The organism is Streptomyces albipurpureus, assembly GCF_023701525.1.
Lineage (GTDB): Bacteria > Actinomycetota > Actinomycetes > Streptomycetales > Streptomycetaceae > Streptomyces > Streptomyces albipurpureus.
In genome coordinates this window covers 139109-151276 of sequence record NZ_JAMQAW010000030.1, presented here as the reverse complement: position 1 = coordinate 151276, position 12168 = coordinate 139109, and the positions used below count along the sequence as shown (strand labels likewise).

12 protein-coding genes are annotated in these 12168 nt (G+C 66.4%); 5 read left to right on the top strand and 7 right to left on the bottom strand.

Going from position 1 to position 12168, the window contains the following annotated elements; all coding sequences use genetic code 11:
• Nucleotides 1–29 precede the first annotated feature (29 nt).
• From NBG84_RS24735 to NBG84_RS24720, 4 genes are all read right to left on the bottom strand, one after another.
• Nucleotides 30–509 (bottom strand): NUDIX domain-containing protein, encoded by a 480-nt coding sequence (locus tag NBG84_RS24735; protein WP_250921782.1) that lies wholly within the window; start codon nt 507–509, stop codon nt 30–32.
• Nucleotides 510–561: 52 nt separating this feature from the next.
• Entirely contained in the window at nt 562–1452 is an 891-nt protein-coding gene (locus NBG84_RS24730; RefSeq protein WP_250921781.1) for a LysR family transcriptional regulator, read from the bottom strand.
• Nucleotides 1453–1973: 521 nt separating this feature from the next.
• Nucleotides 1974–3125, bottom strand: coding sequence for a cystathionine gamma-lyase (locus NBG84_RS24725; protein WP_250921780.1), 1152 nt, complete (start codon nt 3123–3125; stop codon nt 1974–1976).
• A gap of 124 nt (nt 3126–3249) precedes the next feature.
• On the bottom strand, nt 3250–3627 hold the full coding sequence (locus NBG84_RS24720) for a phage holin family protein (RefSeq protein ID WP_250921779.1): 378 nt from the start codon (nt 3625–3627) through the stop codon (nt 3250–3252).
• A 51-nt stretch (nt 3628–3678) separates the two neighbouring features.
• On the opposite strand from NBG84_RS24720, the gene NBG84_RS24715 reads away from it, so the two are divergent.
• The 4 genes from NBG84_RS24715 to NBG84_RS24700 all read left to right on the top strand — a co-directional run bounded on the left by NBG84_RS24715 (nt 3679) and on the right by NBG84_RS24700 (nt 5958).
• Entirely contained in the window at nt 3679–3996 is a 318-nt protein-coding gene (locus NBG84_RS24715; RefSeq protein ID WP_250921778.1) for a cupin domain-containing protein, read from the top strand.
• Between the two features lie 218 nt (nt 3997–4214).
• Complete coding sequence (locus NBG84_RS24710) at nt 4215–4427, top strand: DUF5326 family protein (RefSeq protein WP_250921834.1); 213 nt, start codon at nt 4215–4217, stop codon at nt 4425–4427.
• Nucleotides 4428–4635: 208 nt separating this feature from the next.
• On the top strand, nt 4636–5403 hold the full coding sequence (locus tag NBG84_RS24705) for an IclR family transcriptional regulator (protein WP_250921777.1): 768 nt from the start codon (nt 4636–4638) through the stop codon (nt 5401–5403).
• Between the two features lie 120 nt (nt 5404–5523).
• Entirely contained in the window at nt 5524–5958 is a 435-nt protein-coding gene (locus NBG84_RS24700) for an SsgA family sporulation/cell division regulator (protein WP_250921776.1), read from the top strand.
• Nucleotides 5959–6017: 59 nt separating this feature from the next.
• Here the strand turns inward: NBG84_RS24700 and NBG84_RS24695 are convergent, their stop codons facing one another.
• Complete coding sequence (locus NBG84_RS24695) at nt 6018–7709, bottom strand: YibE/F family protein (protein WP_425608690.1); 1692 nt, start codon at nt 7707–7709, stop codon at nt 6018–6020.
• Between the two features lie 220 nt (nt 7710–7929).
• Between NBG84_RS24695 and thiC the strand changes: the two genes are divergently transcribed.
• A complete protein-coding gene (thiC, locus tag NBG84_RS24690) occupies nt 7930–9783 on the top strand; it encodes a phosphomethylpyrimidine synthase ThiC (protein ID WP_250921774.1) in 1854 nt (617 codons plus the stop codon).
• A gap of 130 nt (nt 9784–9913) precedes the next feature.
• Here thiC and NBG84_RS24685 read toward each other — a convergent pair whose 3' ends face one another.
• Both NBG84_RS24685 and NBG84_RS24680 read right to left on the bottom strand, forming a co-directional pair.
• A complete protein-coding gene (locus NBG84_RS24685; protein ID WP_250921773.1) occupies nt 9914–10735 on the bottom strand; it encodes a hypothetical protein in 822 nt (273 codons plus the stop codon).
• Between the two features lie 149 nt (nt 10736–10884).
• Nucleotides 10885–12069 carry a metallophosphoesterase gene (locus tag NBG84_RS24680; RefSeq protein ID WP_285367562.1) on the bottom strand — a complete coding sequence of 395 codons (1185 nt, stop codon included), beginning with the start codon at nt 12067–12069 and terminating at the stop codon, nt 10885–10887.
• Between the last annotated feature and the right edge of the window lie 99 nt (nt 12070–12168).

The following is a 12168-nucleotide window of genomic DNA, read 5'->3' as shown; positions in this document are numbered from 1 at the left end:
CCATATGCGATCAGCGGTGCTGTATGCGATCAGCCCAGGTCATGAGCGTGCAGCGCGCGTACGCCCTCGATATTGCCGTCCAGGTAGTGCCGTAGCGACAGCGGTACGAGATGGACCGCGGCGATTCCCATCCGGCTGAAGGGCACCCGTACGATCTCGTACTCCCCGCAGGGTTCCTCGATCTCCGGGCCGTGCCGTCGCGACAGGTCCATGGAATCCAGTCGGCAGACGAAGAAGTGCTGCACCTTCACCCCGGTCACCCCACCGCCCGCGATGTGCTCCACGGTGTCGACGAAGCAAGGCACCACATCGGTGATCTTGGCGCCCAGCTCTTCGTCGAGCTCACGATGGAGTGCGGCGATCACGGTGGTGTCCGTGGGCTCGACTCCACCGCCCGGCGTCAGCCAGTACGGATCGACTCCTGGCTTGGTGCGCTTGATCAGAAGGAGATCGTCGCCATCGAGCAGGATGGCGCGTGCGGTGCGCTTGACCACAGGACGTTCGGTCATGGCTAGAAAATGGCCCGTGCCAGTGCTTCTGAAACTCCCGGAGCCTCATCGGTCACCAGCCGACCGCGGCCCGCAGCAACCACTCATGCGCCCGAGCGATGTGGGGGAGGGCCATTGTTCCCGTGCGCACCACGAGGAAGTAGGTGCGAAGGGGAGGAACCGGAGGATCGAGGAGTGCCACCAGACGGCCACCTTCCAGGGCCTCCGCACACAGATAGCGCGGCAGCACGGCGAGACCGGCCCCCGCAGCCGCGCTCTCCAGGACGGCTCGTAGATCGGGCGCGATGACCGTACCCGCGGCGGCAGGGCGGGAGTCGAAGATCGCGGACCAGTAGCGCGAGACCAGCGGAAGGGATTCATGGACCTCCACCACAGGCAGCTGCTCCAGCACCACATGACCGTCGCGTAGCACGCTGGGTCCGAGCCGGGCCGCCCAGCGCGGGGACGCCACCAGCACATGCTCCTCATCACAGAGCGGAGTCGCGGTGAGCAGACCGCCCCGGGGCCTGGCCGTGGTGATGGCCAGATCGTGATGGCCGGCGGCCAGTCCTTCCAGGGTCTCCTCGGCGTTTCCGAAAGAAGCCCTCAGCGCTAGGCCTTGGGAGATCAGTGGAGTGAGGGCGGGCAGAGCGCGTAAGGAGGTGAACTCCGGGAGGCCGGCCAGATGGAGGGTGCGTATGCCCGTCTGCTCCTCAAGTCCGGCTTCGGCGATCTCCACCAGGGCGTCCAGATGGGGTGCCGCCCGGTGGGCGAGTTCATCACCGATGGTGGTCGGCGTGACACCGCGGGCCTGCCGTAGGAAGAGCGGGCGGCCCAGCTGCCGCTCCAGGGTGCGGATCTGCCCGGTCACCGCAGGCTGGGAGAGACCGAGCAGCGCTGCTGCACGGGTGAAGGAGCCGGCGCGGTGCACCGTGACGAATGTGCGCAACAAGGCTAGATCCATGTCGAGCCGCCCCTCTCGACCGACGACGCCTCCGGATCGGATAACTATAAATATGTCGATAGGTCTCTGTCGCTACTGTGATTGGACACTGACGCAGAGTCAACTAGCCTGGGTCGCGCGGTTCTTCGGGGGGACGAACCGGGGCGGTCCGAGCCACGAGGGGGGGAGGTTCGGACCGCCCGCCACCATCCCAGGGGCGGTCTGGCCCCTGCCCCCGGTCGCCTGGCACGCGTGGTTGCCCGATCCTCGGCACCCCTGCGCATGGCTTCTCGCACCGGTCTCCGTACCGCCCTCAGGTCGCAGTCGCGCCGGGCCGTAAGCGTTCTCCCGTTCCGCTCTTCCATTCCGCCCTCCTGCCGGTGATCTGGAATCGCGTGATCTGGGTCCTGTCGATCTCCATCCGGTCCATCCGGTCCATCCGGTCCATCCGGCCTGTCCGGTCGATCCCTTCCCGCCCGGGCGTGTCACCGCGCCTGGATGGGAAAGGCGGCGGTGGGGCGTAGCGCTGAGCACCGCTGCGGTTAGCTCGCGGTGGTCGACCCCGGGAGTGCCTCATCCAGTGCCCGCAGCGCATCGGCCACGAGGTCTTCGGTGTCCTCCGCGCCCGCTGAGAGTCGGATGAAGCCCTCAGGCACGGCGTCCCCGCCCCAGCGTCCACGGCGTTCTGCCGTCGAGCGCACCCCGCCGAAGCTCGTGGCGTCGTCCACCAGCCTCAACGCGTCCAGGAATCGCTCCGCGTGCGCACGGTCGGGAAGAACGAAGGAGACGATTCCCCCAAAGCGCTTCATCTGTCGGGTGGCCAGCGGATACGAAGGATCAGTGGGAAGGCCCGGGTACCGCAGTCCCGACACCTCACCGCGATCATCCAAGGCCTGCGCGAGCGCCAGCGCATTGGCGCAGCTGCGCTCGATCCGCAGTTGGAGGGTGGCCAGCGAACGGTGAGCGAGCCAGGCTTCCATGGGCCCTGGAATGGCGCCAACCACCTTGCGCCACCGTCGTACGCCCTCTGCCAGGACGGAGTCCCGGCAGCTCACATGGCCGAGTAGGAGATCTCCGTGTCCGGTGAGCCCCTTGGTGTCACTGGCCACCGCGAAGTCGGCTCCCAACTCCAGCGGGCGCTGGCCCAGCGGTGTCGCCAGGGTGTTGTCGACGGCTACCAGGGCACCCGTTTGATGTGCCGCTTCCACGAGGCGCTGGATGTCGCACACGTCGAGGCCCGGATTCGACGGTGTCTCGATCCACAGGAGCCGTGCGCCCTCCAGCACGGACAACTGGGCGTCATCGCGCGTCGGTGCGGTCCTGACCTCGATCCCGTACGCCTCCAGCTGTTCGCGCACCAGGGGCAGCGCCTGATAGCCATCGTTGGGAAGCACCACCGCGTCCCCGGTCCTGAGCTGGGAGAAGAGCACGGCCGAGATCGCCGCCATCCCGGACGCGAAGGTCACGGTCTCCACGGGTCGCCCCGGCGATTCCAGCTCGCCTATCGCCCGCTCCAGATGGGTCCAGGTGGGGTTGGAGTCGCGACCGTAGGTGTAGGGACCGGTTGGCTCACCGGGTAGATGGAAATGGGCGGCGAAGACCGGCCCCGGCAGGGTCGGCTCGTACTTCACCGGCTCGGGAAGCCCTGCCCGTACCGCCCGTGTTCCGTCTCCAGGGCCTTCTGTGCTGTTCATCGAGTGCCTTCAGTCCTTGCTCTACCTGGGGTGCTCGGCCCTTGTCGGGTCAGCCCCCGCCGTTCGGTCACCATCGCGGGCGGATTCCCGGGCGCCCTGGTCATTGGCGGTCACTCCCTGTGGGTCACTCCTTGTCGGGCAGGGCAACATTGAGGGCCCAGGAGACGACCGAGATGATCAGGCCACCGAGAACGGCGGTCCAGAAACCCTCGACGTGGAAGTTCAGATCCAGTTTGTCGGCCAGCCAAGAGGTCAGGAGCAGCATCAGAGCATTGACGACCAGCGTGATCAGCCCCAGCGTGAGGATGAACAACGGCACTGTCAGCAGCTGCACGATCGGCTTGACGACAACGTTGACCAGCCCGAAGATCAGGGCCACAACGATCAGGGCCAGTGCTTTCCTGCCGGTGCTGTCGCCGGTCAGTGTGATGTCCGAGATCAACCAGATGGCGACGGCCAGGGCCACCGCGTTGGCGATCGTCTTGACGAGAAAGTTCATCATGTCTCTGATCGTGACAGACACGATCGGACCGATGGCAGGGGCGGATAGACGATGAAGGCATTCCGACTGGATGAGCTGGAGGCCGAGCGGGCCGCCAATGACGGCGCGTACCTCCAGTTCCTGCGCGAGCGGAATATGTCGGCCGGCCTCTACGCCCTCGACAAGGGAGATCTCGATCCGCAGTTGCCACACACCGAGGACGAGGTCTACTTCGTCGTCAGCGGTCGCGCCGCCATCACCGTGGGCATGGAGACGACGCAGGTGGGACGCGGCAGTGTGGTCTATGTCCCAGCGGGAGTACCCCATAAGTTCCACCACATCACCGAGGACCTTCGGGTGCTGGTGGTCTTCTCTCCCCCCGAGAGCTGAGACCGCCCACCCCGATCTCCTGCCGTGAGCGGACGCCGGGCCTACGGGGTCCCTAGGGGGCCGGTCAGGGGAGAACAAGGGCTACTGGGCCCCCGTTCACCCCATCCGTCCTCCTAGCATCGAAGACAGCAGTCAGAGGGCTCAACCGGAACCTGAGAAGCTCAGGAGCATCCGGTGCGCCGGTGAAGTACAGAGGAGAAAGAGGTAAGGCCATGGCCATGCGGGAAATGTTCACTCGGCTGCCCTGGTGGGTGAAGTGGGTCGCGGTTCCCGTCATCGTCTTGGCCGTGTTCGGCGGGCTGATCGCGAATGTCGTCGGGTTTGTCATCGGTCTGCTCTTCAAGGCACTGATCTTTGTCGCGCTGGTCGCCGGACTCATCTTCGTCGTACGGAAGTTCACCGCTTCGTCGAACTCGCGAGGGGACTGGTAGCCGCTGCCGGCAGAGTGTTAACCCGGCTGGGGGAACACCCGTCGAACCCAGGTCTCTCCAGCCGTACGGCCATTACAGTGGCAAGCCGCCCCAGGACCCCGGGAACGCCTCTCTGTTGGGAGGCTCTCGGGGCGTCCGTGCGGCGGGCGCGCGGGGGCGGCCCCCGCGGGCGGGCGCAGCGCCCGTAACCATGCCTGGGGGTTGACCTATGGCCACAGCTTCGCATGCTCCCCCCACACTGATCACTTCTGTGCAGCGGGCGCTCAGGCTGCTGGAGGCGGCGGCCTCCCATCGGGACGGTGCGCCGGCCAAGCAGTTGGCGAGGGAGGCGGGAATCCCCCTCCCCACCGCCTACCATCTGCTGCGCACACTGACCCATGAGGGCTATCTCCGCCGGGAGAAGGGCGTGTTCGTCCTCGGTGCCGCGGTCGGGCTGCTCGCCGTTGCGGGGACTGTGCAGAATCGTCGCAGCAAACTTGAGGAGTCGCTCCAGCACTGGCGGGACGCGCTGGGAGTGCCCGTCTACTTCGCCCACTACCGCGAGGGCGAGATCGATCTGGTCGCCGTCGCCGACAGCCCCTATGCGCCGGCTGTCGCCGAGTGGGCCAACTTCCGTGAGACCGGGCATGCGCACGCGGTGGGCCAGTGCCTGCTGAGTCAGCTTGATGCGGCAGCGCTCGGCGATCATCTGGATCGGCACCCGGTTCAGCCGGTGACGCGGTACTCCGTACCCGACCGCCGCGCGCTGCGGGAGCGGCTTGCCGCGACCGGGCGTATGCAACCGGTCATCGAGCGGCAGGAGTACGCGCTCGGTACGGTCTGCGCCGCCATCCCGATCACCGTCGGATCAAGCGCGGCAGCAATGGCGATTTCTCTACCCCTCCATCAGGAGGAGAGGTTGCTCCCAGCGATCGAACAACTACGCAAAGGAGTGGGAGAGCTGCTCAACACGCTGGCGTTCTCTATCAGTATCTGAAAAATCACTCCTTGTAGTCCTCTAGCGTGTGCAGCACGATTACGGCAAGAGGGTCAGGGGGATCATTCCTGGCCGTTTTTGGCAGGCTTTCAGCGGGCTTCATTCACTGCGGAGTAGACGATGCGCGAGTCGGTCCAGGCAGAGGTCTTGATGAGTTTCGTTGTCTCCGAGGAGCTGTCGTTCCGGATTCCGGTGGAGCTCCGGTATGAGACGGATGATCCGTACGCCGTGCGGATGACCTTCCATCTCCCTGGAGATACGCCTGTGACCTGGGCCTTCAGCCGAGATCTCCTACTGGACGGCGTCCTGGGGCCGAGCGGTGACGGCGATGTCCATATCGCTCCGACCGGCCCGGAGGAGCTCGCGGATATCGCCATCCGGCTTCAAGTGACCGGTGACAGAGCCCTGTTCCATGTGCGGACGGCACCGGTGGTGGCCTTCCTCGATCGCACCGACAGGCTGGTCCCACTGGGGCAGGAGCGCACCTTCGCTGACTTCGAGGGCAATCTCGACAAGGCGCTCAAGGACATCCTGGCCGAGGAGAACGCGGGCTGAGGGGCGGGGCGGGCGTCGAGGGAGCTGGGCGGGCCACCGATGGGTGGGGCGCTACACCACTACTTCTTACGGCGGCGCCCCTTGCCCCCGCGTCCCAAGGGCCCGCCCTCGCCGAGCAACCCCCCTCCGCTTCGCGATCCGGTGGGCTCGGCCGTCTGGGCCGCCGCGTTGCGGGGTGCGCCCACCCCACCGGGGGCGGGCGCACCGCTCAGCCCGCCAGTGGCGTGGCGATCACCGGACGCCGGGCGATCGGCGGAGACCACGAGCGCCGCGAGCGCCGTGGTCACCGGCACGGATGCGACAAGGCCGATCGACCCGATCAGTGTTCGTACGATCTCCTCCGCCACGAGCTCGCTGTTGGCGACCGTTCCCACACTGCTCTGCGCGATCGAGAAGAGGAGCAGCAGCGGTAGTGCGGCGCCGGCGTAAGCGAGGACCAGCGTATTGACCACGGAGGCGATGTGGTCGCGGCCGATCCGGATACCGGCGCGATACAGCGCACGGGGCCCCATGCGCGGATCGGCCTGGTGGAGCTCCCAGACCGCCGAAGTCTGGGTCACCGTCACATCGTCGAGCACCCCGAGCGAGCCGATGAGGACTCCGGCCAGGAGCAGCCCACTCATGTCGATATCCGGGTAGAGCCCGTGAATGAGACCGGTGTTGTCATCGGTGTTGCCGCTGAGATGTGCCCAGCCGATGAAGAGCGAGCCGAGCAGGCCGATGAGGAGCAGCGAGATCAGCGTGCCGAGGACGGCTACCGAGGTACGCGCGGTCAGCCCATGACACATATAGAGCGCGATCAACATGATGGCGCTCGCCCCGACCACCGCGACGACCAGCGGATTGGAGCCTTCCAGGATCGCGGGCAGAACGAACAGCGTCAGCACGGCGAACGAGATAATCAGCGCAATCAGGGCCATCACCCCGCGCATCCGCCCCACCAGCACCACGGCAAGGGCGAAGATCCCCGCCAGGACCGCCATGGGGAAGGACCGTTCCACATCGATGACCGCGTACTGGAGGTCGCGCGGTGCGTCGGGCGCGTACGCCACCACGACGCCCTGGCCCTTCTCCAACTGCCGTGAGGCATTGGGCGGGACGACCTCGGTGAAGACGCGCCCCTTGTCCTTGCCCGTGGAGACCTCGACCTTTGCCTTCTTGCACTCCCCCTGGGGTGAGCTGCCCGCTTCGCGCCCCCCAGGGGTGGTGAGCCCGCCCGGCGGTGCCTGGGCGACGTTGACGTCCTTGCAGTCGACCTGGGCGACGCTGGTCACCTTGCCCTGCTCGGTCTGTCGGGCCAGGCCCACACCGGAACGTTCGGAATCGGGAACAGATCCCGGCCAGAGAATCAGCAGCCCCACCACGACGGCGGTGGCGAAGGGGATCAACACGGCCGCGATCACCTTGCGAAGGTGGCGGGAGACGGGTGCGGCGGGTCCATGGCTATGCGAATGACCATGTGAGTGGCCCGGAGGACCAGGTGAGCCAGTGGGCGGGTGGCCGTGGTCATGGCCGGGTGGAAGCGGGTGTCCAGGGTCGTCTGCCGGGCTGGGAACAGGCCCGGTTCCCCACTCCTGCGGTTCGCGCCACGAAGGCATCGGTCGCTGCCGCGGAGGGCCGGGGTTCTCGCCGGAGCCGGGTGTCTCCTGTGAGCGCCCCAGGGATTTTGGTGGTGGACCGTGAGACTCCCCCGGGAGAGGTCCCCACTGGGGATCGGGTCCTTGCTGGGGGTCGGGTGGCGAAGAGGTCACCGACCGATCATCGCAAGAACGGCAGGGGGCCTCTGTTCAGCGCGCCAGAAAGGGCGCTAGCGTGGTGGCACCTTTGCACACGCGGGAGCTCGGAGCACCGGGCTGAGAGGGCGCTGACCTCCGTATGACCGGCTGGCCTGAGCCAGTGGGACATGACGGAAGCCGCTGCGTCGACCGCCGAACCTGTTACCGGGTAATGCCGGCGTAGGGAGTAGGTCTTATGGCCGTTCAGGATGCACGCACGCCTGCCGTCGATCTGGTCGAGTCGGTCGAGCCGATCGGGATCACCGCACCCGCTGAGGCCGGTGATCCCGTTGAGGTCAGCGAGGTCAGCGGGCGCAAGCCGGGGTGGCACAAGGGGTACATCGAGGGTTCACGCCCCGATCTCCGGGTGCCGGTTCGGCAGGTGCACCTCACCAATGGGAAGGATGTGACGCTGTATGACACATCCGGCCCGTACACCGACCCCGTCATCGATACCGATGTACGCCGTGGTCTTCCGCCGCTGCGGGAGAACTGGATCATCAGCCGCGGGGACACCGAGGAGTACGAGGGCCGCCCGCTGCGCCCCGAGGACGACGGCCTCAAGCACACCTCGCCGCGCGGCGGTCTCAAGAACCTCGACGCGGTCTTTCCCGGCCGTCCGCGCCAGCCCCGCCGGGGCAGCGGCGGTCGGGCCGTGACACAACTCGCGTATGCCCGCAGGGGTGAGATCACTCCGGAGATGGAGTACGTGGCGATCCGCGAGAACGTCTCTCCCGAAGTCGTCCGGGAGGAGATCGCCGCGGGCCGTGCCGTGCTGCCGGCCAACGTCAACCACCCGGAGATCGAACCGATGATCATCGGCAAGCGGTTCCTGGTGAAGGTCAACGCCAACATCGGCAACTCGGCGGTCACCTCCTCCATCGAGGAAGAGGTCGACAAGATGACCTGGGCGACGCGCTGGGGCGCTGACACGGTCATGGACCTGTCCACCGGACGCAATATCCATACGACCCGGGAGTGGGTGCTTCGCAACTCTCCCGTACCGATCGGGACGGTCCCGCTCTACCAGGCCTTGGAGAAGGTGGACGGCCGGGCCGAGGAGCTGAACTGGGACATCTACAAGGACACCATCATCGAGCAGGCTGAGCAGGGCGTGGACTATATGACCGTCCATGCCGGGGTGCTGCTGCGGTACGTGCCCCTCACCGCCCGCCGTAAGACGGGAATCGTCTCCCGGGGTGGCTCGATCATGGCGGCCTGGTGTCTGGCCCACCACAAAGAGTCCTTCCTGTACGAGAACTTCGAGGAACTGTGCGAGATCCTCGCGTCCTACGACGTCACCTACTCGCTCGGCGATGGGCTACGGCCCGGTTCCATCGCGGACGCCAACGACGAGGCCCAGTTCGCCGAGTTGCGCACGCTGGGGGAACTCAACCGGATCGCAAAGCGTTTTCAGGTGCAGACGATGATCGAAGGTCCCGGTCATGTCCCCATGCACAAGATCAAAGAGAATATCGACCTCCAGCAGGAAATCTGCGAAGAGGCCCCGTTCTACACGCTTGGCCCGCTGACCACGGATGTGGCTCCCGCGTATGACCACATCACCTCCGGTATCGGAGCGGCAATGATTGCCTGGTGGGGCACGGCGATGCTGTGTTATGTCACGCCCAAAGAGCATCTCGGCCTGCCGAATCGGGACGACGTCAAGACCGGCGTGATCACCTACAAGATCGCCGCCCATGCCGCCGATCTCGCCAAGGGGCACCCGGGCGCCCAGGAGTGGGACGACGCGCTTTCCGACGCGCGTTTTGAATTCCGCTGGGAAGACCAGTTCAATCTCGCCCTCGACCCTGATACGGCAAGGGAGTTCCACGATGAGACACTGCCGGCCGAGCCGGCGAAGACCGCGCACTTCTGCTCGATGTGCGGCCCCAAATTCTGCTCGATGAAGATCAGCAGAAGCATCAATGAGCAGTTCGGCGGTGGGAACGCCCAGGGCACCGATACGGAGGTCGCCGAGGGGATGCTTCAGAAGTCCAAGGAGTTCGCGGCCAGCGGGAATCGGGTGTATCTGCCGTTGGCTGACTGACGCTACTCCTGGTAGCTGATGCTGCGGGGCCGATCCATGGACCGGCCCCGCAGCCACTGCTGTCGGCTCCAGGCATCGGCCCTTTAGCCGCTCTGTTGCCTCGCCACCGTGTGTTGACGGGTAGCGCGGGTCAATCCGGTTGATGCTCCGGCCCGCCGAAGTCGGGGCTGGAGAAGTCCGGGCTGGTGAAGGTGGGCCGCTGTCCCTTGGTCGCACCCTCGTTGGGACTGGAGTAGTTCGGTCCGCTGTACCCCACCTTGGGGATTCGGCCCACCGGTCGTGGCGGGCTTGCGGACGTGGGGTCGGCACTGGGGTCGTTGAGCGACGCTTGGAGAAAGGGCAGGATGCCGCGCTCCAGCAGCGCGTGGAGCCAGGCGTCCTTGGCGCGAGCCACCTCGTCGGGCAACTCGGCGACCACCTCCACCGCCTGCACCTGTGTCGCCTCATTGCGGAGAGCGGTGAGAAGCAGACCGATGCCGGCGACCGTCATGGCCACGGCCGCCAGGGCACCGAAGAACCAGCCGACGGACACCAGGGATTTCGCGATGGCGGGAACGGGGTCGAGCATTCTGAGGCTGTAGCCGATCAGCAGAAAGATCACCGCGGCCGTCCCGGCGAGAACCGGGGCGAGTACGGCTATCACGGCGGCGAGCCCCGCGCCCCGTTCGGCCGATTCGCCGGTGCCCATGACGGAGTCCTGGGCGACCGTGGGAGCCGCGGCTGAGCGCGTTTCCTCGCGGATCTTCACATAGTGCTCGTACTCGGCGGCAGCCTCGGCGGCGATCAGCGCCGTCGAGGTCAAGGCCATCGTGCGCAGTTGTGCTGCGTTGAGTCGCTGCCCTATGGCGGCGAGGTCTGGTCGGTCTTGCGCATTGCGCAGTGCGTCTTCGAGGACCCGCTCAAATTCGGCGCGATCCTCGTTCAGCAGGTGCGGAGCGCTTTTCATCTGCATCCCCCGATGCTCCGTAGGGCCCGAATCGCCCGCTTTTGGCGGGACGGTTGGGCGGAAACGGAGGAGAGCCTGCTACGGATATGCCGATGGTAGAGCGGTTCCGGCACGCGGTGACAGGGGGTTTCGATAAATCGAGGGCGGGGCTTTGCCTAATTGGGCACCGGAAGTTGGACGACTAGTAGCTTTCCGGCCATGGTCACTCCGCCGTCCATGGCGATGGCGAGTCCGTCCGCGTACACATGCGGCCCATCGATGACCGTGCGCTCGACCTCCTCGCCGTCCTCGTTGCCGACCTCGCCCAGCAGATAGGGAATGGGGCTGTGGCCATGCACAATGCGCTGTCCGCCGTAGGTGGCCAGCAGGTCGCGGACGGCTTGGGGGCCGCCCTCGTCCCGGAAGGCGAAGCGCTTGGTGAGCTTGCGGAAGAGGTCCCAGCATTCGTCGGCGTCATTGCGGGTGAGGATCTCGTGGACGGTCTCGTTGACGTCTTCGATGGTGGAACCGAAGTCGAGGTAGGCCGTGGTGTCGGAGTGCATCAAGAGGTGCCGGTCCTCTTCGACCACTGCGTCCAGTCGCGCCATCCACTGCACATGGACGTCTTGGAGCCGGTCCATATCGGACTTCTGGCCGCCGTTGAGCAGCCAGGCGGCCTGGAAGGTGGCGGTGCCCGCACCTGAGTTGACCGGCGTGTCGCCGAATCGCTTGGCGCCGAGCAGCAGCAGTTCGTGGTTGCCCATCAGGGCCTTGCAGTAGCCACCCGCGGCGGCGGCCTCGGCCGACAGCCGCATCACCAGGTCGATGACCCCGATGCCGTCGGGACCTCGGTCGGTGAAGTCGCCGAGGAACCAGAGACGGGCATTGCCCGCCGCCCAACCGCCGTCGGCGTCGATCAGCCCCTGGGCAGCGAGGGCCTCGACCAGTTCGTCGAAGTAGCCATGGACATCACCGACCACATAGAGCGGACCGAGACCGTCGGATCCCTCGCCCGGGATGGTCTGCATCTTGACGGTGTCACCCGGATCCGCACGTTTGATCACCGGGAGGTCGCGCTCGGTGGGGGTGTAACCCTCGGGGAGCTCATCCTCCGGCACGGCGTTTCCGGGGTGGGTGGAGCGTGGCGGCAGTACCTCTTGCGCCGTGGGTTCCGGCTGAGGCCCTGGTGGTTCGTGGGGCTGAGATGGCGTCGCCGCTTGAGGTGGCTGCGGCGGCGCTGGAGGTTCCTTCTGCTCCTCGGCTAGCTGCGACTGTACGGGTACCTGCGCATATGGTGGAACGCGGAAATCACGCAATGTCGCCGTCCGCACCACGGGTCCCTGACCGGCCCCCTGAGTCATCGACCCCTCCACCACCGTCGCGCCGCCGTTCACCTCTCGGCCCAGCCTGGTCAGGGTGGTCCGCGGTGTCGTGCGCCCATCATAGGAATGAGGGCGGCG